Source organism: Salinigranum marinum (assembly GCF_024228675.1).
GTDB lineage: Archaea > Halobacteriota > Halobacteria > Halobacteriales > Haloferacaceae > Salinigranum > Salinigranum marinum.
In genome coordinates this window covers 822,894-846,258 of record NZ_CP100461.1, presented here as the reverse complement: position 1 = coordinate 846,258, position 23,365 = coordinate 822,894, and the positions used below count along the sequence as shown (strand labels likewise).

Sequence of the window (23,365 nt, the reverse complement as noted above, 5' to 3'; positions counted from 1 at the left end):
ACGGCTCCCGCCGATTCGGTGGGCGCTGACCCGGGCCGTCGGAGACGGCAGCAGGTCACGGCGCCCGGGGAGTGTTGTGCGCTCAGTCGGCTCAGCCGGCCACGACGGGTGCATCGCGAGCGCACGAGACCACAAGGGTATTAATCGACGGACGCAGGATTCAGGACATGGCAACGGTCGCAGAGCGTGTCGGTCTCGATCCCGAGCGGCTGTGGACCCTCGCGGTGGCGACGCTCGGACTCGCCCTCGTCGGCGGCTCCGTCGCGTTCCCGCGCGCGGTCTACGACGGCTTCGTCTGGCAGTACTTCTGGGGGCCCGTGCAGGCGGACGCCCAGTCGGCCGTCTGTGCGGTGCGTGGCACCGGCGGGACGGAGTATCTCGGGAGCGCGGCCGCCTGTCAGGCCGCGACCGGCGTCGTCGCCTACCCCGGCTACACCCTCGTCTCCGAGGTCGGCTACATGATCGTTCTGCTCATCGCGCTCTCTGGCGTCGTCTTCTTCATGCGTCGGCTCGACATCGGCCGTCAGCGCCGGTTCTTTTACGCCCTCCTGCCGTTCGTCTTCTTCGGCGGCGCGCTCCGGGTCGTCGAGGACGCGAACGACGCGCCCGGCGTCGCCGACGCCCTCATCACCTACCCGCTGAACACGCTGTTCATCAGCCCGATCATCTACTTCACCGTCTTCTTCGTGACGGTCGTCGCCGTCGTCGTCTCGGTCGTGCTCGAACGGCAGGGCCAGGTCACCGACTACCAGCGTCCCCTCTCGGTGATCGGTGTCGCCGTCCTCGCACTCACCGTGGGGTATCTCGGCTCGCTCGCGGTGTCGGGTGAGAACGGCGTGACGTTCTACCCGCAGGTCCTGGTGATCGTCCTCGTCGGCGCGACGCTCACCGCCATCGCAACGTGGAAGCTCGTCGAGCGGTACGCCCCGCAGGTCAACGCCGGGACGGGGCTCATCGGTCTCGTCATTATCTGGGGCCACGCCGTCGACGGGGTGGCGAACGTCGTCGGCCTCGACTGGATGACCGCGATCGGTGCCGGCCCGAACCTCGTGCCGAAACACCCCGTCAACCAGTTCGTGGTCGACTTCACCGCGTCGACGCTCCCCGCCTCGGTGCTCGCGGTCACGGGCGACGCGTGGCCGTTCCTGCTCGTGAAACTCGTCGCGGCCACGTTCGTGATCTGGGTGTTCGAGGAAGGGGTGTTCGAGGAGTCCCCTCGGTACACGATGCTCCTCCTCGTCGCCGTCCTCGCGGTCGGACTCGGGCCGGGGACGCGTGATATGCTTCGGGCGACGTTCGGCGTGTAGCTGCCTCGACAGACAGCTGCCGGGACGTCCGGCCTACGACGTCCCCACGTGTCGGCGTCGACGCCACAGGTAGCGCCCGTCACGACGACGTTCACCAGTGGGGTCACCGCGCCAGGTAGGACAGCCTCTCCCGAGGGAAGAACACAGCGTTCGTCGCCGTGACCGAGGGTTCAAACCGGAAGCTGCGGCCAGACCGCCCGTGCGCTGAGGATCGCCGGAGCGCGTCCCGCAGTCGTGCGGCACGCCGCGCTCCGTCACGAAGCGGGTGCCGCCTGTTCGCAGACAGCGTCACACAGGCGTCGGCGGTTGCTACGGATACGGGTGATACGGTCCGTCCAGCCGCGGCTCGAACCCCAGTTCCCTCGGGACTGTCTCGGCCCGCTCGGCGAAGAACGGTTCGCCGGTGAAGAGCGGTTGTGCCTCGGGAACCAGGACACGAACCGCCTCGAACCCCAGCTCGGCCACGTCGCGCGTCGTCGTCCGCGCGGCGTACGCGTCCAGTCCGGCGTCGGTCACCCGCTCGATCACGGCGTCGAGTTCGGCCGCTCCCTCGGGGAGTCGATCCGGACCGACCGATCCGGCGGGGACGGTCGCGCCGGCGTCGACGAACCGCTGAGCGGCAGGTGGAAACGCCGCGTACTCGCCGATCGCGGCCTTTTCATCTGCCGCTTGCTCGGGACCCATCGCGCGGAGTTCCATCCAGTTCTGGAGCGCCTCGGCGAGCGCCGCGCACGCGGCTGCGACCGGATCGAGAGCCGCCCCCGATCCCATCGCGAACCGCGGCCACGCGTCCTCGTTCTCGTGGTCGGCGTCGCGGTGGACCGCGGCGGCGACGACGGGCACGTCGACGTCCTGCGTCACGAGCAGGGGCGTCACGTCGAGTTCCTCGGCGCGCGCTCGTTTCACGAGCGTTCGGAACCGTTCGTCGTCGACCGCCAGGCCGAGGGGCTCGAACGTCGAGTACCACGCGAGCATCGTCGCGTCGCGTTCGATCACCTCGTACAGTCCCGACAAGAGCGCCTCGACGCCGGAGTTACCCAGCCCCAGCCCCGTCGTGATCGCCGGTTTGTGCCGTTCCTGTGGCGGCGGGTAGTGGACGAACTCCGCCGGCAACGAGACGCGCTCCCCAGTCGCGAGGTGTTCGCCCTCGACCCAGGGGAGCGACTCCTCGCGGTCGACCTGGCGGTATCCTTCGGGACGGGCAAAACGAGCGGGCGAGACCGGCCGTGCGCGGTTCGCCTCCGGCGCGACGACGAACGCCGACTGACGGTAGACGCCGGCACAGTAGCGCTCGAGCCCCTCGCCGAGTGCCTTCATGAACGCGCGATCCCAGTCGGGATCCGCACCGGCGGCGAACTCCGCGGCCCGGGCGTCGCTGTAGCCCGTCGTGTCCGCGGTGGTCGCGAGGTAGTACGGCACGGGGAACGACTCGCGCTCGCCGACCTGCGTGAGGAGCCCGACACGGTCGTCGAGCGCCCGCTCCGCGCGGTCGAGCGACGCTCCGAGGTCGACCGCACGCCACGATCGGTCGAGGGTGCGGTCCCGCTCTGCCTCGGGGGTCGGGAGGAACCGCCGTTCGTCGCCGGGCACCTCGACGACGGTCCCGCCGAGGGGGTCGCCAGCGAGCAGGCGAACGGCGCGCCGCCCGGCGACTGCCCCGGCGAAGCGGACCGCGCTTCGGTCCCCGGAGGGACGCTCCGCCGTCGCGTCAGTGGTCGACGCGACGCGGCGCTGGAGGTCGGAGAACCGTGCGGAATCGTGCGTGAAGACGGAGACGGCGGCGTCGAGAGAATCGAGCGGGTGACCGCCGACCCCGCCGACCTCACACGCGACGAGGCGATCGCAGACGGCGTCGGCGCGGGCGACCTGGTCGGCACCCGCCGGCGCGACGACGACACCGAGATCGGACTCGGCGAGCGATTCCATCCCGGTGGCGACAGTGGCGTCGACGTCCGCAAAGGCGGCCCGGATCGCCGCTTCGGCGGGACCCGAGCCGACGAGTCCGACGTGCATACGCGCACGTCGGGTGAAGAATAAAAAAGCGCGAGGGTTCCGGCTCTTCAGGTGAGAAGGCTCTGGGCGACACCGGCGAGCTGGTCGGCGTCGGCCTGCCGGAGGCGGTCGTCGCCGAGCTTCAGTCGGAGTCGCGGACGACCGACGTCGATGGGGACCTTCTCGGTGTCGATGAGTCCCATGTCCTCGAGCTTCGTTTTCGTCCGGGAGAACGTCGCCTTCGACGCGATCCCGATGTCCTCGCCCCACTTCGAGATGTCGTACAGGAGCACGTCGTTCTTCGCGGCCACGAGGAGGCTGATGGTGACCTCGTCGAGACCCTGCCCGTCGCCGCGGGCGGTCTGCAACGACGAGAGGACGGTGTCGAAGTCGGCGCGGATCCTCTCGGAGATGTCGGCTTCCAGCGACTCCCGGACGACGGAGATCGAGGGTGTGCGAAGCTTGAACTCCGGTGCCTCCTCCGACTGCTCGACGTAGGTCTCGTACGCGGAGTCGACGAACTCCTCGTCGTCGGTCGCGAGCGCCGCGACGCGGTCGCCGGTCGTTACGAGCGCCAGCACGGCGTCCTCCGTGACGATGAGCGAGTTCTCCTCGCTCCCGGCGCCGGTCTTCAGCGAGAGCACGCCCTCGTCGACGAGGTTGGCGGCGTTACTCGCCACGATGAAGTCGTCGACCACGGTCTTCAGAAGCGTGTCGTCGGCCACCACTCGGACCGTCGGCAGGTCGCCGTCGAACGCGGTCGCGACGGAGACGAGTGCCTCGACCGTCTCGGCCGTCGGGTTGATCACGAGGAGTTCGTCGTCACCCGCTGAAAGTACCGTGTGCAGGATATCATCAAGCCCCTCGGCGAGTAAATTCGAGTGGACAACCATGTGATGATTATGTGTGCGTAGCTATTTAATATTATCGAACAACGACCATCGCTGTACGGCTAGTACAGTGTATTTTAATCCGGCTGAAGGCTAAAATACCGATTCACGTTTCAGAAATTATACCATTACAAATCAAGCTGTTTTTTATACGTCGAGCGTACCCTGAAGATCCGTCGACCACTGGATGTCGCCGTCGAAGACGACCGGGAGATCGACACGGCCGACGAACCGCTCGGCTTCGGCCGGCGTCAGCACCGTCTCGGACTCCGCCCCGAACAGGCGAGGGCGGTCGTCGAACGGTTCCGGAAGAGTGAAAACGTCGCCCGTCACCCGTGGCGAGGACGCGTCGAACGTGACGCGGTACGCCTCGCGGTCGTCGGCGGCCGTGATGGTGGCCGCCAGGGGAACCGTCTCCGGCGCACCGCTGAGTTTGTGCGTGCCGTCGCCGACGACGGTGTAGTCGGTCCCCATGATGATCCGACGCCGGGCGAGGTCGAGCGCACGCTCGATGCTGAAGCCGTTGACCAACAGGCGCACGAACATCGTTCCGACGCGCGCCGCGTGGCCGTCGAGAACCTTCTCGAACGTGACCGCCCCGGCGACGCTCCCCTTGGTGACGAGGTCGATCCCCTCGTAGTACGAGCCACAGGCGTTGAGGAAGAACGTCTCGGCACCGGAGTGGCCGATGTCGACCGCCGAGAGGGCACCGTCACGACACCGGAGCCCGGCCTCGTCGCAGTGGCCGATGTAGTGGACGAAATCGTGGTCCGCCTCGAACACCGCGGCGAGTTCCGCACGCGAGAGGCGCTCGCGGACGGAGACGTCGATGTCGAGATCCGCCGTCCCGCGGCGGTAGAGGTCGGCCGCGTCGTCGTGTTCCGAGGACATCTCGACGTCGTTGAGCACCGCGACGACGGACGTCGGCCGGTTCTCGCGTACGCCACGGGAGCGGTGTTCGTACGCTTCGGGAAGCGTCTTGAACACGTCGATCGGAATCCCGTCGGCCAGCCAGCCGTGGACCCGGCCGGGGCCGAGGAGCGGTTTGACGGGCTCGACGTTCGGCGACACCTCGTCGTCGTCGCGGTAGAAGTCGTCGAGCGACCGGGTCAGCCGTTCGTTGCTGCGCAACGGCTGGGAGTCCGGCGTGAAGACGTTCGGGAGGTTCGAGACGACGTGTGGGAGGGTCCGGACGTGGTCGTACGTCGGTTCGACGTACATCGAGAGGTGCCACTCGGGGAGGTCGGGCGAGACGAGGTCGAACGGGGCGTCGAGATACGCCTCGAGGCGTCGGCCGATCGGCGCGTCCGCGAGCCGGTCGGGGTCGAGCGAGAGCCGTCCGAGCAGGTCGCTCTCGGCCAACCGGTCGCTCCCGGGGAGCGCCTCGCGGACGAGACAGTCGAGGAGGAACACGCGCCGCAGCAGCGACGCGGCCTCGTACTGGAACCCCGGCATCGTCTCGAAGGCGTGGTCGACGCCGGGCGTGCGCAACGTCGGCGTCGCGTCCGCGTCGACCCGCACGTCGGCCCCGAGGTAGTGTGCGAGCGACGACGCCGAGAAAGCGTAGTCGAGCCGCGCCGGCAGAGTGAGCGTGACGTCGCGCTCGGTCCGGCGGCGGTCGACCCACTCGGGGAGCCGCGTCTCCGCGGCGAACTCGACGAGCGGGGGATGCTGGCGCATCCGGGAGTGCGAGCGGGCCGCCGTCGTCGTCAGGGTGGTCGCCGACAGCGCCGACAGCGCGGTCGCGACACCCGCCGGAGTCCGCGGCACGCCGATCGACCCCGGCGGATCGTCACCGGTGTCGGCGAACCCCACGCGAACCGCGGTCTCGGCCGGGAAGGAGAGCACCGTGCCGTCTGCTTCGGGCGCGAGTTCGGCAGCGGACGCGAACGCGACCCGGACCTGGACCACCGACTCGGTACACAGTTCGTACGTCCCCGCGGGGAGCGACTCCTCGCCGATCAGATCCCAGGTCTCGTCGGTCACGGCGCGCGTGGCAGTGACCGGTCCCGGCGGGAGCCGCACTGCGGTGGCTCGGCCCACTGCGCTGTCGTCGACCGGCGCTCGGATCGCGGGCGTATCGGTAGCCCCATCCGAGCCGTCGCCAGCCCGCCAGTCGACCGCGCGGACGGCGACGGAGGGCCGCAGGCGGCTGACGGTGACGACGCCGTCGGCCGTGACCTCCGCACGAAGCATCACGTGGTTCAACACTCCCTGGCTAGCGTATATATCTGTCGTAAAAGCGAGTAATTACAATTTGATTACCTGTACGAATCTGTATATGTAATAACAGCTCTGGCGGTCGATCGAGCGCCGATCGAACCGACCATCAGCGCGCCTTGGCCGGGAGGCGAGATGCGGAGTGGACAGGCTTATACCCGACTCACCCCGCAACGTAACCATGCACGACGAGCACGTCCGCTCGGTCGACCCCGAGGTCGCCGAGGCCCTCGCCGGGGAAGCGGAGCGTCAGGAGCAGACCCTCGCGATGATCGCGAGCGAGAACCACGCCTCCGAGGCCGTCCTCGAAGCGCAGGGGTCGGTCCTCACGAACAAGTACGCCGAGGGCTACCCCGACTCGCGCTACTACGCCGGCTGTGAGTACGCCGACGTGGTCGAGAACCTCGCCATCAAGCGCGCCACGGAGCTGTGGGGCGCAGAACACGTCAACGTCCAGCCCCACTCGGGGACGCAAGCCAACATGGGCGTCTACCTGGCGATGCTCGATCCGGGCGACAAGATCCTCTCGCTCGAACTGAACGACGGCGGCCACCTCTCGCACGGCCACCCGGCGAACTTCGCCGGCCAACTGTTCGAGGTCGAACAGTACCACGTCGACGCCGACACGGGCTACATCGACTACGAGGCGCTCGAAGCGACGGCCGAGGAGTTCGAGCCCGACATCGTCGTCTCGGGTTACTCGGCGTACCCGCGGATCGTCGACTGGGAGCGCATCCAGGCGGTCGCCGAGGACGTGGGCGCGTACCACCTCGCGGACATCGCTCACATCACGGGACTCGTCGCCGCCGGCGTCCACCCCTCGCCAGTCGGCGTCGCCGACTTCGTCACCGGCTCGACGCACAAGACGATCCGCGCCGGCCGCGGCGGGATCATCATGACGAGCGACGAGCACGCCAAGGCGATCGACAACGCCGTCTTCCCCGGCGCACAGGGCGGCCCGCTCATGCACAACATCGCGGGGAAGGCCGTCGGCTTCAAGGAAGCGCTCCAGCCCGAATTCGCCGAGTACGCCGAACAGGTCGTCTCGAACGCGAAGACGCTCGCCGACACGTTCGCCAACCACGGACTCGACGTCGTCTCCGGCGGCACGGACACCCACCTCGTCCTCGTCGACCTGCGCGAGTCCCATCCCGATCTCTCGGGTGGCACCGCCGAGGACGCTCTCGAACGGACCGGCATCGTGCTCAACGCCAACACGGTCCCCGGCGAGACCCGCTCGCCGTTCGACCCCTCGGGCATCCGCGCGGGGACGGCCGCGCTCACCACCCGCGGCTTCGAGAACGCCGAGATCCGCGAGGTGGGCGAACACATCGTCCGCGTCGTCGACAACCCCGAGGACCAAGGCGTCATCGGCGAGGTCAGCGACCGCGTGACCGAACTCTGCGCGGGCCACCCCCTCTACCGGTAACGCGCTCGGAAGGTCTCGCGTCGCGCGCACACGACCGCCGGCGGAGTTATTCGGCGGGAGACACTGGGCTCCGACATGGCTCTCGACCTGCTGTCGCGTCGCCGACTCCTCCTGAGTGCCGTCGCCACCGCGAGCCTCGCCGGCTGTAGCGGCGCGCCCGGGGGCACGACAGCGACCGGCGACGCCGGTGACGCCGCCGAGACCAGCGACACCGACGACGCCGCGTCGCCCGACGCGACCGCCTCACCCGGCTCGGTCGACGGCGAGACGACGGACGAAGCGGCGGCGACCGACGACGCTGCGACCGACACTTCCACTCCCGACCACGACGCCACGACGGCCGACGAACGCACGACTGCGGCGGACGGCGACCTGGATCTCCGTGAGGCGAACGTCGTCGGCATCGAGTTCGACTCCGTCGGCGGAGGATACCGCTTCGACGTGACGCTGTATCACGACGACGACGGCGAGTCGGGCTACGCGGACTGGTGGCAGGTCGAGACGCTCGACGGCGACCGCCTCGGTCGCCGCGAGTTGCTCCACGCCCACAGCACGGCCCCGTTTACCCGCTCCGAGACCGTCTCGATCCCCGACGGGACGACCCACGTCGTCGTCCGGGGCCACGACCAGACACACGGCTACGGCGGCCAGGCGATGGTGGTCGGAGTCGACTCCGGCGAGGCCCAACGGGTTCGGCAGGGGCCGGAGCCACGCTCGTTTTCGAGTTTCGAGCCGAGCGCCTGAGTGCGACGGGTCAGCCGCTCGACAGCACTATTAGCCGTCCGTGCCCTACGACAGGTATGGCATCCGTCCGCCGCCTCGTGCTCGACGTTCTGAAGCCCGGAGAGGTCCCGACGGTCTCGTTCGCCGGGGAAGTGAGCGACCTCGACGGGGTCGACGCCACGGCCACCCATCTCGTCGAGACCGACCGCGAGGTGCAGAACATCATCCTCGTCGTCGAGGGACCGGCGATCGGGTACGACGCGGTCGTCGACCGCGTCGAAGACCTGGGGGGGACGCTCCACTCGGTCGACGAGGTCGTCTGCGGCGAACACGTCCCGAGGGCCCACGACGACCACCGGGTCGACGCGACGTGGCTCCGGTGAGTCGGCCGCGGGCGTCCGCCCCGCTCAGTCGTCGCGCGAGGGCTCGTGCGTGAACAGCAAGAGGCGTTCGTCGGCGTGTGCGACGCAGAAGCCGACCCGACGATCCGGACGGAACGACTCCGCTCCGTCCGTCGCGTAGAACTCGTCGAAGCACTCGCCGCAGACGGGACACGCGACGCCGTCGCGGTTCTCGTACAGCACCGACGCGCCGGTGTCGGTGACGAGTTTGAGCCGGTGCCGGACCGCGTGTTCGTCGAACATCTCACAGGAGCCGCGAGAGTCGATCGGCTGCTCTCGCGAGCGCGCTCCCGTCGCCCTCCCGCAGGTACGTCGACACGTCGCGTGTGGCCGTCACCAGCGTCTCGGAGGTGTCGAGCGGGACGTCGCCACCGAGAGCGTGCGTCCGTCTGACGAGGTCGGAGACGGTTCCGAGCGTTTGCCGGGCCTCGGCGTCGGGGTTGTCGTCGAGCCACGAGAGCATCTCTCGCCGGTAGTCGTCGACCGCCTCGGCGACAGCGAGCCCTCGGGCGGCCCGCATCGACTCGGGGACGGTCTCCACGGTGGGACGCTCGCCCGCGTCCGCCCCGCGGAGGAGGTCGAGCAGGTAGAACTCCTCGTCGTCGGTGACGTCCTCGTCGTCGGCGCGGGCGAGCACGTCGACGACGTGGAGTAACTCCGTCGCCGCGAGGAACGTCCCGTCGAGCGGGCGGAGCTCCCCGCCGCGGATGAAGCCGCGTCTGTTCCGATAGCCACGGAGTTCGCGCTTGAGATCGGCCGCGGCCTCCCCGATCCCGTCCGCGTCGACGGCGCGCCGGTGCGGGGAGAGGTCGAGCGAGACGGGGGTGTCGGTGTGACGGGTCCGCTCGTCGACGCCGACGCTCCGGAGGCTCCCGCAGGCGGGACACTCGACCGCGCCGGTGTCGTAGTACGACCAGCGGTGTTCGCAGTTGCGACATTCACGGCGTCCCCGGACTTTCATGCGGGGCATTACGGCATCGACGGGAAAAAGCACGGCGGAGCGATGAAGACGGGGGCGTCCGTAGCCGGCGTATGCGCTCCGAAGCGGAGATCAGAGAGCAGTACGAGTTCCTCGACGAACAGCTCGAATCCCCGGAGATGCGCCACGAGGGCGTCCGTGAGATGTTCACCTACTACCGCCGCGCACTCGGGTGGGTGCTCGAAGAAGAGCACATGTGACCGATCGGCGTCGGCGGCACGGCGGAACAGGCGGGTCCGTGAGTCGATCGGTCATCCGTGATCGATCCGCTAACTCGTTACCGGCCGTGTCGCGGTCCGACATCTTTAAGTAAGAGAGGTCGTTACGTGGAAGTGACGCTTCGCTTTGGAGGGCCGAAGCGTCAGCGGGGACCAATTCAGGGCGGCAAGCATCACGCGATTTTCGCGTGTCTTGCTTCCTTTTCGGACCGATCGACCGCCGAGCGACGCGCTCGTTCCGTCGATTCGCTCGTTCTACCCGAGGGTTACAGAGAGTCACGACACCCCTCCCGCCCGCGTGACTTCCTCCGTCGTCGGTGACGGCTCGGCGAACACCTGCTCTCGGCGCGTGGCGTCCCATCCGGGTGTCCGCTTGCCGGCGCCGGAATAATCACCCTGACAGGTCGGCGACTCGCCGGCGGAGTCGTCACCAGTCGTTCGGCCGACAATCGTCTCGCGGTCCATAGCTCATGTTCGTAACGCGCCGCGAACTCACGGACGCGACGGGTCAGGGGGTATGCACTTTGCGACGACATACCAGAATTTCGATACACTTATTCTACTCGCTGGCTAATTATCAGGACGAATTCACCGATGTACGATCTGACAGGATTTCAGCGTGACCTCCTCTACGTGATCGCGGGACTCGACGAACCGCACGGCCTCGCGATCAAAGAGGAGTTGGAAGACTACTACGAGAAGGAGATCCACCACGGTCGACTCTACCCGAACCTCGACACGCTCGTCGAGAAGGGACTCGTCGAGAAGGGACAGCGCGACCGCCGGACGAACTACTACACCCTGACGCGTCGCGGCCGCCGTGAGATTCGCGCCCGCAAGGACTGGGAAGGCCAGTACGTCGACGAGGAGTTCGACGAGTAACCACTCGGTCCCGATCCCCGGCCGTCGCGCTCAGTCGTCGCCGGGATCGCCAACCGCGTCGCCGTCACCGCCCGGTCCCCCGGTCGGCGTTCGCGTCCCCTCGACCACCTCCCTCTCGGCCGACTCCGCGGCCCCCACCGTCTTCTCGTTGGCGTCCACCGCCGCGTCCACCGTCGGCGGGTCGACATCCACCGTGCCTCCCTCGTCGACGACGCCCGGATCGACCGCCGACGGTTTGATCTCGCTTCCCTGGACGAGCTCCGGGAGCACGAGCCGTGCGAAGTGAAAGACGAGCACGAGGAGCATCGGCATGAGGAAGATGCCGTACCAGCCGAACAGGAGCGGGCCGAACGTGTACGCGATCATCACACTCCCGACGTGGAGGCTCCGGCCGGAGACGTACGGACGGAGGACGAGGTCGGGGATCGTGTCGACGACGACGAGCGAGACGACGGCGAACGCGAGGACGAACCACAGCAGCTGGGGGTCGACGAAGAACGTCACGACGGCCATGTAGAGGGCGACCGGGACGTAGACGAGTTTCATCCCTACGACGGGGATGATGCTGGCGACACCGGCGAGGAGGCCGACGAGTCCCGCGGCGGGAATGCTGGTCTCCGGAACCGGTGCGAAGACGTTGAGGACCGTGTACGCGATGACCCCGATCGTCCCCGTGAGGACGGCGTTGAGGATGTTCCCGAAGAAGATGGTGCTGAGGTCGTGATCGACGGCAGTGCCGTACGCGAGGACGATCCCGCGCTCGTCGCCGAACGTCGAGACGACCCAGTCGCCCAGCCGACGATCGTCGCGGAGGAGGTAAAAGGCGAGCGCGATCATCACGAACAGGTGGACCGCGCCGATGCCGACGAACGCGACCGTATCGACTGCCGAGGTGAGCGAGCGACTGAACTGCCCGACCGTCTCCGCCGACAGGTACGAACCGAGGTCGAGGTCGAGGAGTCGCTGTGGGTCGGTGACGACGACGAGGAGGTCCTGGTCGACGGGGTACCGCGAGAGGTCGAACGCGCCGCTGTTTGTGTATCTGACCGCCTGCCGGACGACGATGAGGAGGGCGTACAGGACGAGCAACAGCGCCGGGAGCGCCAGTGCGAACAGGGAGACGGCGGCGGCGAGACTCGGCGGGCCGATCCGACGGCGGAGCCGGCGGTAGATCGGCCGCGTCGAGTAGTAGAGGAAGAGTCCGAAGACGAAGGTTCCGACGAACGCGTGGAGGACGAAGACGAGCGCACCGGCGAGTGCGAGTCCCAGCAGCCACCACCCGAGGCGGGAGCGCTCGATGTCGGGGAGGGACATGGTGGGGACTGCTCCCGGAGACGGCAAGAATCTACCCCCGACTAGTCGCGTCGGCCCCCCGATGGCATTCGAGCGAACGAGCGATCTCACCGCCGACGCTCGCCGCCACCCGTGGCGCGACGCGAGCGTGACCACCAGGTCGGCGAACGCCTTTTTAGCGCAGTTGGCGTACCAGGCTCATGAACCGAGACACGGCGGAGCCGCGCGTCGACGGCTTCCCCGGTGAGCGCGCCCGCGAGTGGGTCGACTACCACCGATCGACCGCGGCGCCGAGCACGTACGTTTACGACTTCGTCTGGGACCGCACCGCCCCGGCCGAGGGGCCCTTCTGCACCGACCTGGACGGCAACGTCCTGCTGGACTTCACCAGTCACGTCGCGGCCGCCCCCCTCGGTTACAACAACCCCAAGCTCGTGGACCGGCTCCGCGAGTTCGACCTCGTCGACCCGCTCAAGATCGCCGGCCAGGACTTCTACGTCGCCGGCGGCCACCACCATCCGGACGAACAGGACGTGCCCGGGCCGGCGGGGCTGATGGATCGGCTGACCCGTCTCACCGCCCACTACGACATGGACACCGTCTTCCTCTCGAACTCCGGCGCGGAGGCGGTCGAGAACGCCATCAAGGTCGCCTACGACGCCTCGGGCGGGGCGAAACACGGTGTCACCTTCGAGGGGGCCTTCCACGGACGGACGCTCGGCGCGCTCTCGTTGAACCGCTCGAAGGAGAAGTACCGACGGGACTTCCCGGAGGTCGCCGGGATCGTCGACGTGCCCTACTGCGACGACCGGACGTGTACCCCCGAGACGTGTTCCTGTGGCTTCTTCGTCGACGGGGGCGAGGCGTCGCGGATCGGCCGCAAACTCGATCCCGATCGAGGTCACGTCGCCGCCGACGATGTCGCCTACGTGATCCTCGAACCCGTCCAGGGCGAGGGCGGTTACCGGTTCCCCAGCGAGGCTTTTATGAGAGAAATCGCCGCGCTCGCCGACGAGTACGACCTCACGGTCGTTGCCGACGAGATCCAGACGGGCGTCGGCCGGACGGGCGAGTGGTGGGCCTCGGACCACTCGGCGCTCGAACCGGACCTGCTCTGCTCGGCGAAGGCGCTCCGGGTGGGCGCGACCGTCGGCCGCGGCGACCTCTTCCCCGAGGAGGAAGGGCGGCTCTCGTCGACCTGGGGTGCGGGCGACCTACTCGCCGCCGCCGGGGGTGCGCTCACCATCGACGCCATCGAGGAGCACGACCTGCTGTCGAACGCGGTCGTCCGGGGCCGGCAGTTCGTCGAGACCCTCTCGGACGCCGCGCGGTCGACCGTCGTCGACGTTCGCGGGCTGGGACTGCTGCTCGCCGTCGAGTTCGACACGCCGGAGCGACGCGACGCGGTCCAGGAGGCGGCGCTCGCGCGCGGGTTGCTCACGCTCGGCTGTGGCTACAAGACCCTGCGCGTGTTGCCGCCGTTAGACGTCACCGAGCGCGAGATCGAACTGGGTGCCGATCTACTCGTGCGAGCGATCGACGACGCCTCCTGAGCGCGTCCGGGGTTCGGAGACGAATAAAAGAGCCGTCAGCGGAGTTTGAAGTAGAGCCAGCGCCAGACGCCGAGGCCGACGACGCCGACGACGAGCGTGACGCCGAAGAAGATGGCCAGCGAGAGGGGGCCGCCGGTGGCGTCGAACGGCAAGACGACTCTGAGACCGATCCCGATGACGTCGGCGACGACCCACGAGCGGATCGCGAGCGGGATCGCGGCCTTGGCTGATTCGGCCGCGCCCGCGGAGTACGCGCCGACGAGCGGGGCGGCGACGAGCCACCCGACGAGGAAGGGAAGCAGCGTCAGTGCGAGCGCCACCGGCTGTTCAGTGAGGTAGGCGACGCCGTTGTGGCGCGCCGTGCCGAACGACAACAGGAGGACGAGCACCAACACGTCACCCACCGCGAGCGGGAGCGCGGCCGTGTCGATGCGCCCGTTCAGGAACGACCCTGTCGAGGTTGCCATACCCGCCCTTCCGGGGCATCCCTCTTGGCTTCCCCGGTTCGGTCGTCGCTCACGCGGGAACCCGCCCGACGACGACGTAGCCGAACCCCGGTTCGACCACGCGTCCCTCGAGGCCCTCCCGTTCGAGGAAGCGCGCGAGGTCGTCGGGCGTCGAGAAGACGGAGTCGAAGCCGACGTGTCGCTCGGCGGCGACGAGCGCACGCCCGCGGACGGTCGTGGGATCGAAGTCCGCGACGACGACGACCCCGCCGGGGGCGACAGCGCGCCGGGCCTCCCGGACGAGCGCGCGCTGGTCGCGGACGTGATGGAGCGCGTCGACCACCGTGACGGCGTCGACGGCGTCGTCCGGCACCGGGAGGTGGCCGGCGTCCGCCGCGACGCACTCGTGGTCCCGCGAGCGTGCCACACGGAGCATCTCGCGGGAGCGGTCAAGGACGACGACGCGTCCCCGGGCGACCTCGTCGTCGGGGTCGGCGCCGCCGACGAGTCCAGACAGCGTCCGGGCGGCACGGCCGGTTCCGCCGGCGACGTCGAGGACGGTTCGGACGGGCCGGCGCGAGACCGCGAGCGCGTCCGCGAGCGGGGCGGCGCGGGCGGCGGGCATTAGGCGGTCGTACAGCGGTGCGACGCGATCGAAGAAGCGGACGTCGCCGGGGCCGTGATCGAGCATACTGGCCTATCGGGACGCTGCGTCGAGAACGTTGGGCTTCGCGACTGAAGCGCTTCTCCCCCGACTCGTTGAAATTCACTCACTCGTCAGTAAATCTTATTACCCGGTGCTGTTAGCGTTCGAACATGAAATCGTCAGGGCAGTCTGCGGACGACGCGACCGTACCGGCTGGGCTCGACGCCGCCAGCTCGAAACTGGTCTACCTCTGTCTCGCCGAGGCCGACCGGGCGACGATCACGGAACTCGCCGAGACGCTCGACATGCGGAAGCTCGCGCTCTACAGCATCCTCGGCTCGCTGGCCGACCGGGGGTTCGTCGAACGGGAGGGTGAGGCCTACCGGCTCGTCGACTGACCGCCGCGCCGAAAGACACTCGGCGGTCCTCCGTCTGTCGTTGGGTATGGAGTACGCGCTCGTCGGCTGGCACGACGACCCCGGTGGCGGGCCGCGACTGCGGCTGGACTACCGCGCGTTCGCCTACGCCGGCAAGTTCGTGACCTCGTCGACGGGGACCGCCGTCGCTCGCGACGACGACGACCCGTGGGCGCTCGACCACGACCACACCAGCGGCGACGGTGACGTGGACGGACCCTCACGCATCGGCGACCCGACAGTCGTCGCCGCCGTCGCGTTCAACCCGGACCGCACCGACGGCGACACGCTGTGGCTCCGCTACGTCACCGTCCGCGGCGACCGGCGCGGCGAGGGGATCGGCCCACGCCTCGTGGCGTTCGTCCGCGAGCGGGCGTGCGACCGGGGCTACGCGCGGTGTCGGATCGCCGTGAACAACGTCTTCTCGTACGAGGCGCTCTCGAAGGTCGGGTTCGCGTACACGGGGCGGGAGACGGGGCTCGCGGAAGTCGTGCTCGACTGCGACCTGCGAGGAGTGTCGGAGATCGACGCCGGGACGTACCGGCGCGGGCTGGACGTGTTCCGTGAGCGCGACCTCTCCCCAGAGGAGCGGGCCTTTCTGGACGAGCGGGAGGGGGCCGAGCCGCCGACACTCGTCGACCCACCGAACGAGGCGTGAGGCGATCGCATGGCCCAGCGGTGGCGCGGCCGGGGCGACGCCGTGTCGCCCCGCCGCGCGAGGGACGAGGAGCGCAGGGAGCGAGCGAAGCGAGTTCCCGAGCACCGCAGTCGGCTGGGGAGGCTCGTGGCATCACCGCCCTACGTGTCGCACGCCCCTGTGCTCGACCGGTTCCTCGCTCGGCCCACCGAGCGCGGATGCGCCGACGCGGGCACGCTGTGAATCACTCATCGGCGTCAACAACGTCTTCCGGACGGAAACGCCGACAGTATAAGACGCTCGCCCCCCGAACGGTCGACAATGGGAAACGCAGACCTCCGCACGCTGGCGCACCTCTCGGACGTCGCGTGGGACGATATCGCCGGGAGCGTGGTCGCCGTCGACGCGCACAACTGGCTCTACCGGTATCTCACGACCACGGTAAAGTGGACTCGTGACGAGGTGTACACGACGAGCGAGGGAGCGGAGGTCGCGAACCTCGTCGGGGTCGTCCAGGGCCTGCCGAAGTTCTTCGAGCACGACCTCGTCCCCGTCTTCGTCTTCGACGGCGGCGTCACGGAGCTGAAAGACGACGAGGTCGAGAAGCGCCGCGAGGCCAAAGAGCGCGCCAGAGAGCGGCTGGAGGAGGCGAGAGAGCGCGGCGACTCCATCGAGGCCGCCCGCCTCGAGGCCCGCACACAGCGGCTGACGCCCGTGATCCAGGAGACCACCCGCGAACTGCTCGAACTGCTGGACGTCCCCATCGTGGAAGCGCCCGCAGAGGGCGAGGCACAGGCGTCGTACATGGCACGGGCTGGCGATGCCGACTACGTCGGGAGCGAGGACTACGACACGCTGTTGTTCGGCGCGCCGTACACCCTCCGAGGGCTGACGAGCAAGGGCATCCCCGAGCTGATGAGCTTCGAGGCCACCCTGGAGGAGAACGGCCTCACCTGGGAACAGTTGGTCGACGTCGCCATCCTCTGCGGGACGGACTTCAACGAGGGGATCTCCGGGGTCGGCCCCAAGACGGCGATCACGGCGGTCAAAGAACACGGCGACCTGTGGGCCGTCCTCGACGCGCGGGGCGATCACGTCCCGAACGCCGACCGCATCCGCGACCTCTTTCTCGATCCCCCTGTTACCGAGGACTACGCGTTCGACGTCGACCTCGACCCCGACCTCGACGCCGCGCGTCGCTTCGTGGTCGAGGAGTGGGAGGTCGACGAGAGCGAAGTGCGGAAGGGCTTCTCGCGCATCGAGCAGTCGGTCGTCCAGACCGGCCTCGACCGCTGGACCTAGGACCTAGGCGTCGGCCTTGACCACGTGGACCGGGACGTCGGCCACCCGAACCACGCGTTCGGTGACGCTACCGAGGAGCCGGCGGTACTCCCCGCTTTTCCGTTCGGTCCCCATCACGACGAGGTCCGCACCGACCATCGCGACGGCGTCGACGATCGCCTCGTGCGGCCGCCCCTCGACGACGTGGCGCTCCGTGGCCACTCCCGCGGCCGCGGCTCGCGCGGCGGCGGCGTCGAGCGCGTCCACACCTTGCGCTTCGAGCGCCCCCTCGACGCCCTCGATGGCGTCGACACCGGCGTAGTGGTTCACCACGTCGGTGTCGATGACCGAGACGAGATGGAGGGTCGCGTCGTACCGCCGGGCGAGGTCGACCGCGTGTTCGACGGCCAGTTCGGAACCGGCGCTCCTGTCGGTCGGGACGAGGATCGTCTCGTACATCGCGGGCCGGGTTTCGGCGGCGAGCGGTAAATCCGTGTGGGCCGTCGTCGATCGATCGTCGGTCGATCGCGCCGATCGTCCGCCGACGCCCGGCCCGCCCCCGACAGGGTCGGCGTCCTGTCACGGGGCCGCCGTCTCCGGGCGTTCGTTCCGGACCAGATACGCGCCCAGCCCCGCGGCGACGACGGCGATCCCCGCGAGGATGACGAACAGTTCCGCGGGGGCGGCGTACGTCAACACGACGCCCGCGACGGTGCCGCCGAGCGCCCCGACGCCGAAGACGCCGAGGTAGGTGTAGCCGTACGAGAGCCCGCGGGCACCCGCCGGGGTGTACTCGGCGACGGTCGCCTGGTAGAACGGCTGGACGAAAAAGAGGAAGAAGCCGACGACGGCACCGAGCACCGCGAGCGGGGCGACGCCGACGCCGGCGACGGGGAGAAAGAGGACGGCCAGCACCGCGAGCGCCCCGAAGCCGACGACGATCCCCTTCTCGACGTCGATCCTGTCGGAGAGCTTCCCGCCGGCGTACTGGCCGAAGACGCCGACGACGAGCAGGCCGGCGTAGAAGTACCGCTCGGGCCGGACGAGCTGTGAGCCGCCGCCGATCGCCCGGGCGACCTCGGCCGGGAGGACGGCCGAGAGGGGGAACGGCTCGAATCCCGGCACCGACTCCAAGACGCCAGGGAGGAACGTGAGAAAGCCCCGGTAGTACAGCCCCGAACAGAGCGCGACGACAAACACGAGGACGAAGCTCCCCGCGAACAGGCGGGCCGATTCGGCGCGGAACTCGGCGAGCGAGTCGATGCCGGAGGTGGCCTTCGACTCGCCGCCGGAGGTCGCCTCCGACGACTCTCGCCCGCCGTCCACGCGCTCGCCGCCGTCGGTGCTCGCGGCGACGGCGGCCGTCTCGTCGAACTCCGCACGGGAGGCGTAGACGCCGGCGACGAGCGCGGGCACCGCCAGGAGCGCCGCAACGGTCGTCCAGTCGAGAAACAGCAGGAGGATCGTCGTCACGAGCGGCCCGCCGCCCTGACCGACGTTGCCGGCGATGCCGTGGTAGGCGAACCCCGTTCCCCGCTCTTCGACGCCCTTCGACAGCAATGCGAGCCCGGCGGGGTGGTAGACTGAGGCGGCGAGCCCCCAGACGAGCAGCGCGAGGGTGACCGCGACGAGTCCGGGCGCGACCGCCAGGAGGAGAAACGACGCGCCCATCCCGAACAGACAGGCGCGGATGAGCCGCCGCGACCCGACCCGGTCGACGAGCACGCCGCTGGGGAGCGACCCGGCCCCGAACAGCCCGTACCCCGCGGTCACGACGACGCCGAGCGTGGCGGCCGTGACGCCGACTTGGGTAAACCCGAGATCGACCGCCGAGAACTCGACGAGCCAGATGGAGACGAAGATCGGGATCGAGAGCTCGTACGTGTGGACCATCCCGTGTGCGAGGCTCACGAGCGCGACGATCGCGCGGTCGTTCCGGTTCACACCTCGGTTCACACTGTCGATCGATTTACCGCTTCGGATCGCCAGCGGAGCACATCAGTGTTCCGAGCTGTCAGACGAAGCTAACGCTCTCAAAGTGCTGAATTACGGGTTTTAGAGGGCCCTGAGGCGTTTTTATCAATATAACTTATGAGTAAGCACAGGCAATCTCACCCGACTACTACCAGTTGGCCACGGGAAAGAATTATATGCCATGCACCCATACTATGTACTGTATTATGATTGGATATTACGACTACGTGCTCGGTCTCATTCCGCTAACCCTCCTCGGCCTCACGGGCCTGTTACTCCTCACTGGGATGGGACTGACGACCGCAGTACCGCTCGGTGCGGGGGTGTCCGGGCTCGTCGTCGGGCACGCTCTCTTCGTCAACGGACCCGTCGACACGACCGAGATCGCCCCCACCCCGGCCTCCACCGAACCCGCCGACGCTCCGACCTCCCTCCCCGAACAAGCGTAATCCGATCTCGACTCTCCACTCCGTCTCCTCTCTCTCACTCGGCCCATCCCTCTCGCTTCTCCGCTCTTCACCGCGCTCCGTTCTCCCCTCTCTGTTCCCCACCGCCTGCTGGGCGATGCCCCGGCACGCGTCTCCTCGCCCGCCGATAGACCGGTCGATCGCTCCGGATCGCGGGTTCGCTCGTTCGTCGGATGGACTCGGCAGTGACCGGGGGTGCCGGCGACCCATCACGACGTGGCAGTCCCAGCTCGCGCCGTCGTTTCGTCCCGTACGGTTTTGCCGCTCGGCGTCCTTTCGATGGGCATGACCGAGACGCTGTTCCTGTCGAGCGACGACGTCGCGGGGCTGGCGACGCCCGCCGAGTACGTCGAGGCAGTCCGCGACGGCTACCGACAGCGTGGCGAGGGAGCCCCTGCCGAGCCACGAACGAAGTTCCTCCCGACCGACCCGCCGGGCATGCTCACGACCTACGGGGCCGTCCTCCCGGACACCGGCGCGATGGGCGGCTACATGTACAGCGCGGGCTTCGGTGCCCGGGACGCCTGGTTCGTCACGCCGCTTTTCGACGCCGACTCTGGCCAGTTGCTCGCCGTCGTCGACGGTGCACACATGAACCCGTACAAGACCGGTGCCGCCGGCGCGGTCGGAGTCGACGCCCTCGCGCGCGAAGACGCCGCCTCGCTCGCCGTCATCGGCAGCGGCTCACAGGCGAGCGGACAGGTGCGCGCGGTCGCCACCGTCCGCGACCTCGACACGGTCTGGGTCTACTCCCCGACGAAGGAGAACCGCGAGCAGTTCGCCGGCGAGATGGACCGCGAACTCGACGTGAGCGTCGCGGCGGTCGCCTCGGCGGCCGCCGCCGTCGAGGACGCCGACATCGTCGTCACGGCGACGACCGCCTCGGAGCCGGTGTTCGACGGCGATCTCCTCGAACCGGGGACACACGTCACCGCGATGGGACAGTACCACGCCGAGAAACGCGAACTCGATGCGACCACGATCGAGCGTGCGACGTACGTCCCGGACCTCCGCAAGCGCGCGACGACGGACGCGGGATCGTTCCTCCTCGCGATGGAAGAGGGGGCCGTCGACGAGACGCACATCCACGCCGAACTGGGTGAGATCGTCGCCGGCGTCGCCGAGGCCCGGACCACCGAGGAGGAGATCACGGTCTTCGACTCGGGCGGCACCGGTATCGAGACCGTCGCCGCCGGCTTCCTCCTGTACGAGCGGGCCCGCGAGCGGGGGCTAGGCACGACGGTGGAGTTCTCCCCCGCCTCCGAAGCGTTCTAAAAGTGGGGCCGGCCCGACACGTGACCACTCGCCGAGCGTCGGGAGCGTCCGCCGTGCCGCGGTACCGGATCGGGAACCCAGAGCCGACCAGGTCGGCGGCGACCCCTGGATCGGCGGAAACGCCCACGCCGAGGACGACGACTGCGTCGGCGAGTCGGGAGCGGTGATTCACCGGCGGCCGGATCGCTCAGGCCCACGCCGGTTCGGTGCGGGCCAGGCGCTCGATCCGTCCGAGAACCCACGGAAACGGCCAGAGGACGGCGACCGACACCACGGCGGGGACACCGACGCCCGGCCACGGTGACCCCGTGAACAGCTGCGCCTGCACGCCGACGTACGTCGCCGCGCCTACGACGACGCCGTAGTACGCCGCCCGGAGCGGGAGCGTGGCGAAATGTCCCGGCTTCGGCCACCAGCCCACGTCGACGTACCGACCCCGAAACGTACCGACGGCGACCGACGCGACCACCAGTGCCGTCATCGCCGAGAGTGAGACCTCGGCGGGGTGGGCGGCCACCAACAGGAACCACAGCACCGGAAGGACCAGCACGTTCACCTCCATCGCGGCGAAGAACGTGTGATCGAGCCAGCGATCGACCCGCTGGAGCAGCGTCAGCTTCGAGTTCTCTGCCACAGTACTGCTGTGGTGTCGAGGCGCTAAACGGTTACTGCCGACGGTGTGCGCCGCACGAACGTGAACGGGTGCGACGGAGTCGGCGGCGGCAGAGAGCGGATAACCGAGAGCCGAGAGCGACCAGCTGAGGACGTATGGCTCCATCGCCACATCCCCGTCAGTCACGACGAACGGGACAGCTCTCGTGAGCGGTTCTCCCCGCTTACGAGCCGTTCGCGCTCTCCGAAGGGGCCGAAGAGTCGACGCCCATCGCCAAGAACAGTTTGCGGCGGACCGCTTCCTCCGTGAGCTGGAGGAGCGTGTCGCGGTTCCCGTCACCCGTTTCGATCCCCGTGAAGATCCCGAGCGGGATCTCGACGCTCCCCTGTGTGGAGTGGCCGGCGGCCTCGCCGATCCCGGTAAACGCGTCCTGGAGGATGTTTCCGATGTTGATCCGGATGTCCTTCGAGCGCGCCGCGAGATAGATCCGGTCGTCCGCGATGCCGAACACCGCCGTCGTGGTGATGCCTTCGAGATTGAGGAGGTGCTGGGCGGCCTGGGTGAGCGCCTCGCGGTCGCGGATGTACCCCGCGTTGGAGACGAGGTGGCTCCCCTGTACCTCGCGGTTCCGGATGGCCTCGGCGAGCACGTCGAGCGTCTCCGGCGACATCGACGGCGACTCGACCTGTTCGAGCGTGTCGTGGTTCGCAAAGGGGTACAGATACGCCGCGGCGGTGAGGTCCGCGGGCGTGGTCTCGCGCTTGAAGTCCATCGTCTCCGCGCGGATCCCGTACAGCAGCGCCGTCGCGACCGCCTCCGACGGGGAGAGATCGAACTCCTGGATGTACTTCGTGAGGATGGTCGAGGTCGAGGAGACGTTTGGCCGAACGTCGGTAAAGGCGGCGTCCATCCCCTCGTCGGGCTCGAAGTGGTCGATGAAGATGTCGACGTCGACGTCGGCTTCGATGTCGCCCGACTTCATGTGGTCGACGAGTGCGACGGCCCCGTACTCCGCCAGGGATGTCTCCCCGCGGGGGAGCAGTTCGATCCCGAGCAGGTTGACGAACGCGCGGTTCTCCTGGTGGCCGATGTCGCCGGCGTAGACGATGTCCGCCTCGACGTCGTACTCCTCGGCGATGGCCTGCAGCGCCACGGCGCTCGCGATCGAGTCAGGATCCGGGTTGTCGTGGGTCAAGATGGCCAGCGGGCCGTCGGTCTCCACCAGGAGGTCGGCCAACTGGCGCGCCTTGTACTCGAGTTCGCCCGTCTCCAGCGCGCGGAGCGCGGAGTCGGCGATCACCTCGGAGGGGTTGATCACGACGTCCGCACCCAGGTCGAGGAGTTCGTCCTTCGAGACGGGGTCGGAGGCGCGGACGACGATGAACTGGTCGCCGTCGGCGTCACGGATCGTCGACACCGCGGCCTTGTTCGCCTCGACGTCTGAAGAGAGGATGAGGATGACGTCGCGGTCCTCGACCGCTTCACTCACGGACGCGTCCATGATGTCCGTCTGTCGCGCGTTGAGGTCCTGATCGCGGAGCGCTTCGACCCGGTTTTCGTCCTTGTCGAGGATGAGGACCTGCTTCCCCTCCTCGGCGAGTTCCTCCGCCACCGCGTGGCCTACGCTCCCACACCCGAGGATGGCGTAGGTAGACATCGACGAGACGGTGACCCCAGTGCTCATTCGTACCTGAACTAGTCGCGGGGCCGCACTTAACATCCT

General features: G+C 68.6%; 24 protein-coding genes. 12 read left to right on the top strand and 12 right to left on the bottom strand.

Translation table 11 applies throughout. The annotated features are described in order from the left end of the window. The first annotated feature begins 167 nt into the window (after positions 1 to 167). A complete protein-coding gene (locus NKJ07_RS04125) occupies positions 168 to 1,307 on the top strand; it encodes a DUF63 family protein (protein ID WP_318569329.1) in 1,140 nt (379 codons plus the stop codon). A 309-nt stretch (positions 1,308 to 1,616) separates the two neighbouring features. On the opposite strand, the gene NKJ07_RS04120 is transcribed toward NKJ07_RS04125, so the two are convergent. The 3 genes from NKJ07_RS04120 to NKJ07_RS04110 all read right to left on the bottom strand — a co-directional run bounded on the left by NKJ07_RS04120 (position 1,617) and on the right by NKJ07_RS04110 (position 6,385). Then, positions 1,617 to 3,320, bottom strand: coding sequence for a YcaO-like family protein (locus NKJ07_RS04120; protein WP_318569328.1), 1,704 nt, complete (start codon positions 3,318 to 3,320; stop codon positions 1,617 to 1,619). Between the two features lie 47 nt (positions 3,321 to 3,367). Continuing rightward, entirely contained in the window at positions 3,368 to 4,192 is an 825-nt protein-coding gene (gene tbsP, locus NKJ07_RS04115) for a transcriptional regulator TbsP (protein ID WP_318569327.1), read from the bottom strand. Between the two features lie 144 nt (positions 4,193 to 4,336). Further along, a complete protein-coding gene (locus NKJ07_RS04110; RefSeq protein ID WP_318569326.1) occupies positions 4,337 to 6,385 on the bottom strand; it encodes a hypothetical protein in 2,049 nt (682 codons plus the stop codon). Positions 6,386 to 6,590: 205 nt separating this feature from the next. Here NKJ07_RS04110 and glyA point away from each other — a divergent pair, with 205 nt between their 5' ends. The 3 genes from glyA to NKJ07_RS04095 all read left to right on the top strand — a co-directional run bounded on the left by glyA (position 6,591) and on the right by NKJ07_RS04095 (position 8,944). Further along, positions 6,591 to 7,838, top strand: coding sequence for a serine hydroxymethyltransferase (gene glyA / locus NKJ07_RS04105; RefSeq protein WP_318569325.1), 1,248 nt, complete (start codon positions 6,591 to 6,593; stop codon positions 7,836 to 7,838). Positions 7,839 to 7,913: 75 nt separating this feature from the next. Continuing rightward, complete coding sequence (locus tag NKJ07_RS04100; protein ID WP_318569324.1) at positions 7,914 to 8,582, top strand: hypothetical protein; 669 nt, start codon at positions 7,914 to 7,916, stop codon at positions 8,580 to 8,582. A 56-nt stretch (positions 8,583 to 8,638) separates the two neighbouring features. Beyond that, a complete protein-coding gene (locus NKJ07_RS04095) occupies positions 8,639 to 8,944 on the top strand; it encodes a DUF211 domain-containing protein (RefSeq protein WP_318569323.1) in 306 nt (101 codons plus the stop codon). A gap of 24 nt (positions 8,945 to 8,968) precedes the next feature. Here NKJ07_RS04095 and NKJ07_RS04090 read toward each other — a convergent pair whose 3' ends face one another. After that, entirely contained in the window at positions 8,969 to 9,205 is a 237-nt protein-coding gene (locus tag NKJ07_RS04090) for a DUF7385 family protein (RefSeq protein ID WP_318569322.1), read from the bottom strand. Position 9,206: 1 nt separating this feature from the next. Beyond that, positions 9,207 to 9,923: a DUF7117 family protein gene (locus NKJ07_RS04085; RefSeq protein ID WP_318569321.1), complete on the bottom strand. Its 717-nt coding sequence runs from the start codon at positions 9,921 to 9,923 to the stop codon at positions 9,207 to 9,209. 71 nt (positions 9,924 to 9,994) lie between these two features. Here NKJ07_RS04085 and NKJ07_RS04080 point away from each other — a divergent pair, with 71 nt between their 5' ends. Continuing rightward, entirely contained in the window at positions 9,995 to 10,141 is a 147-nt protein-coding gene (locus NKJ07_RS04080) for a hypothetical protein (protein WP_318569320.1), read from the top strand. A 612-nt stretch (positions 10,142 to 10,753) separates the two neighbouring features. Further along, positions 10,754 to 11,041, top strand: coding sequence for a helix-turn-helix transcriptional regulator (locus NKJ07_RS04075; RefSeq protein WP_318569319.1), 288 nt, complete (start codon positions 10,754 to 10,756; stop codon positions 11,039 to 11,041). 30 nt (positions 11,042 to 11,071) lie between these two features. Here the strand turns inward: NKJ07_RS04075 and NKJ07_RS04070 are convergent, their stop codons facing one another. After that, positions 11,072 to 12,355 (bottom strand): AI-2E family transporter, encoded by a 1,284-nt coding sequence (locus NKJ07_RS04070; RefSeq protein WP_318569318.1) that lies wholly within the window; start codon positions 12,353 to 12,355, stop codon positions 11,072 to 11,074. 179 nt (positions 12,356 to 12,534) lie between these two features. Between NKJ07_RS04070 and NKJ07_RS04065 the strand changes: the two genes are divergently transcribed. Further along, positions 12,535 to 13,887 (top strand): class-III pyridoxal-phosphate-dependent aminotransferase, encoded by a 1,353-nt coding sequence (locus NKJ07_RS04065; RefSeq protein ID WP_318569317.1) that lies wholly within the window; start codon positions 12,535 to 12,537, stop codon positions 13,885 to 13,887. 35 nt (positions 13,888 to 13,922) lie between these two features. On the opposite strand, the gene NKJ07_RS04060 is transcribed toward NKJ07_RS04065, so the two are convergent. Further along, a complete protein-coding gene (locus tag NKJ07_RS04060) occupies positions 13,923 to 14,354 on the bottom strand; it encodes a DUF3054 domain-containing protein (RefSeq protein ID WP_318569316.1) in 432 nt (143 codons plus the stop codon). 49 nt (positions 14,355 to 14,403) lie between these two features. Then, on the bottom strand, positions 14,404 to 15,024 hold the full coding sequence (locus NKJ07_RS04055; protein ID WP_318569315.1) for a class I SAM-dependent methyltransferase: 621 nt from the start codon (positions 15,022 to 15,024) through the stop codon (positions 14,404 to 14,406). Between the two features lie 125 nt (positions 15,025 to 15,149). Between NKJ07_RS04055 and NKJ07_RS04050 the strand changes: the two genes are divergently transcribed. The 3 genes from NKJ07_RS04050 to fen all read left to right on the top strand — a co-directional run bounded on the left by NKJ07_RS04050 (position 15,150) and on the right by fen (position 17,334). Further along, positions 15,150 to 15,377 (top strand): helix-turn-helix domain-containing protein, encoded by a 228-nt coding sequence (locus NKJ07_RS04050; RefSeq protein ID WP_318569314.1) that lies wholly within the window; start codon positions 15,150 to 15,152, stop codon positions 15,375 to 15,377. A gap of 46 nt (positions 15,378 to 15,423) precedes the next feature. Continuing rightward, positions 15,424 to 16,053: a GNAT family N-acetyltransferase gene (locus NKJ07_RS04045; protein ID WP_318569313.1), complete on the top strand. Its 630-nt coding sequence runs from the start codon at positions 15,424 to 15,426 to the stop codon at positions 16,051 to 16,053. 300 nt (positions 16,054 to 16,353) lie between these two features. Next, complete coding sequence (gene fen / locus NKJ07_RS04040; RefSeq protein ID WP_318569312.1) at positions 16,354 to 17,334, top strand: flap endonuclease-1; 981 nt, start codon at positions 16,354 to 16,356, stop codon at positions 17,332 to 17,334. Positions 17,335 to 17,337: 3 nt separating this feature from the next. Here fen and NKJ07_RS04035 read toward each other — a convergent pair whose 3' ends face one another. Both NKJ07_RS04035 and NKJ07_RS04030 read right to left on the bottom strand, forming a co-directional pair. Further along, entirely contained in the window at positions 17,338 to 17,772 is a 435-nt protein-coding gene (locus NKJ07_RS04035; RefSeq protein WP_318569311.1) for a universal stress protein, read from the bottom strand. 120 nt (positions 17,773 to 17,892) lie between these two features. Next, a complete protein-coding gene (locus NKJ07_RS04030; RefSeq protein ID WP_425504717.1) occupies positions 17,893 to 19,257 on the bottom strand; it encodes an MFS transporter in 1,365 nt (454 codons plus the stop codon). A 236-nt stretch (positions 19,258 to 19,493) separates the two neighbouring features. On the opposite strand from NKJ07_RS04030, the gene NKJ07_RS04025 reads away from it, so the two are divergent. Beyond that, positions 19,494 to 19,736: a DUF8015 family protein gene (locus NKJ07_RS04025; RefSeq protein ID WP_318569310.1), complete on the top strand. Its 243-nt coding sequence runs from the start codon at positions 19,494 to 19,496 to the stop codon at positions 19,734 to 19,736. Positions 19,737 to 20,039: 303 nt separating this feature from the next. Then, positions 20,040 to 21,029: an ornithine cyclodeaminase family protein gene (locus tag NKJ07_RS04020; RefSeq protein WP_318569309.1), complete on the top strand. Its 990-nt coding sequence runs from the start codon at positions 20,040 to 20,042 to the stop codon at positions 21,027 to 21,029. Positions 21,030 to 21,216: 187 nt separating this feature from the next. On the opposite strand, the gene NKJ07_RS04015 is transcribed toward NKJ07_RS04020, so the two are convergent. Both NKJ07_RS04015 and NKJ07_RS04010 read right to left on the bottom strand, forming a co-directional pair. Next, the gene (locus NKJ07_RS04015) at positions 21,217 to 21,663 is read right to left on the bottom strand and encodes a DUF8215 family protein (protein WP_318569308.1); all 447 of its coding nucleotides are present in this window, start codon (positions 21,661 to 21,663) and stop codon (positions 21,217 to 21,219) included. Positions 21,664 to 21,865: 202 nt separating this feature from the next. After that, on the bottom strand, positions 21,866 to 23,326 hold the full coding sequence (locus NKJ07_RS04010) for a DHH family phosphoesterase (RefSeq protein ID WP_318569307.1): 1,461 nt from the start codon (positions 23,324 to 23,326) through the stop codon (positions 21,866 to 21,868). Positions 23,327 to 23,365: the final 39 nt, after the last annotated feature.

What these genes read in the sequence shown, in the direction of transcription:
- NKJ07_RS04125 (WP_318569329.1), top strand. Translation starts at nt 168, where the DNA reads ATGGCAACGGTCGCAGAGCGTGTCGGTCTCGATCCCGAGCGGCTGTGG.
- NKJ07_RS04120 (WP_318569328.1), bottom strand. Translation starts at nt 3,320, where the DNA reads ATGCACGTCGGACTCGTCGGCTCGGGTCCCGCCGAAGCGGCGATCCGG.
- tbsP (WP_318569327.1), bottom strand. Translation starts at nt 4,192, where the DNA reads ATGGTTGTCCACTCGAATTTACTCGCCGAGGGGCTTGATGATATCCTG.
- NKJ07_RS04110 (WP_318569326.1), bottom strand. Translation starts at nt 6,385, where the DNA reads ATGCTTCGTGCGGAGGTCACGGCCGACGGCGTCGTCACCGTCAGCCGC.
- glyA (WP_318569325.1), top strand. Translation starts at nt 6,591, where the DNA reads ATGCACGACGAGCACGTCCGCTCGGTCGACCCCGAGGTCGCCGAGGCC.
- NKJ07_RS04100 (WP_318569324.1), top strand. Translation starts at nt 7,914, where the DNA reads ATGGCTCTCGACCTGCTGTCGCGTCGCCGACTCCTCCTGAGTGCCGTC.
- NKJ07_RS04095 (WP_318569323.1), top strand. Translation starts at nt 8,639, where the DNA reads ATGGCATCCGTCCGCCGCCTCGTGCTCGACGTTCTGAAGCCCGGAGAG.
- NKJ07_RS04090 (WP_318569322.1), bottom strand. Translation starts at nt 9,205, where the DNA reads ATGTTCGACGAACACGCGGTCCGGCACCGGCTCAAACTCGTCACCGAC.
- NKJ07_RS04085 (WP_318569321.1), bottom strand. Translation starts at nt 9,923, where the DNA reads ATGAAAGTCCGGGGACGCCGTGAATGTCGCAACTGCGAACACCGCTGG.
- NKJ07_RS04080 (WP_318569320.1), top strand. Translation starts at nt 9,995, where the DNA reads ATGCGCTCCGAAGCGGAGATCAGAGAGCAGTACGAGTTCCTCGACGAA.
- NKJ07_RS04075 (WP_318569319.1), top strand. Translation starts at nt 10,754, where the DNA reads ATGTACGATCTGACAGGATTTCAGCGTGACCTCCTCTACGTGATCGCG.
- NKJ07_RS04070 (WP_318569318.1), bottom strand. Translation starts at nt 12,355, where the DNA reads ATGTCCCTCCCCGACATCGAGCGCTCCCGCCTCGGGTGGTGGCTGCTG.
- NKJ07_RS04065 (WP_318569317.1), top strand. Translation starts at nt 12,535, where the DNA reads ATGAACCGAGACACGGCGGAGCCGCGCGTCGACGGCTTCCCCGGTGAG.
- NKJ07_RS04060 (WP_318569316.1), bottom strand. Translation starts at nt 14,354, where the DNA reads ATGGCAACCTCGACAGGGTCGTTCCTGAACGGGCGCATCGACACGGCC.
- NKJ07_RS04055 (WP_318569315.1), bottom strand. Translation starts at nt 15,024, where the DNA reads ATGCTCGATCACGGCCCCGGCGACGTCCGCTTCTTCGATCGCGTCGCA.
- NKJ07_RS04050 (WP_318569314.1), top strand. Translation starts at nt 15,150, where the DNA reads ATGAAATCGTCAGGGCAGTCTGCGGACGACGCGACCGTACCGGCTGGG.
- NKJ07_RS04045 (WP_318569313.1), top strand. Translation starts at nt 15,424, where the DNA reads ATGGAGTACGCGCTCGTCGGCTGGCACGACGACCCCGGTGGCGGGCCG.
- fen (WP_318569312.1), top strand. Translation starts at nt 16,354, where the DNA reads ATGGGAAACGCAGACCTCCGCACGCTGGCGCACCTCTCGGACGTCGCG.
- NKJ07_RS04035 (WP_318569311.1), bottom strand. Translation starts at nt 17,772, where the DNA reads ATGTACGAGACGATCCTCGTCCCGACCGACAGGAGCGCCGGTTCCGAA.
- NKJ07_RS04025 (WP_318569310.1), top strand. Translation starts at nt 19,494, where the DNA reads ATGATTGGATATTACGACTACGTGCTCGGTCTCATTCCGCTAACCCTC.
- NKJ07_RS04020 (WP_318569309.1), top strand. Translation starts at nt 20,040, where the DNA reads ATGACCGAGACGCTGTTCCTGTCGAGCGACGACGTCGCGGGGCTGGCG.
- NKJ07_RS04010 (WP_318569307.1), bottom strand. Translation starts at nt 23,326, where the DNA reads ATGAGCACTGGGGTCACCGTCTCGTCGATGTCTACCTACGCCATCCTC.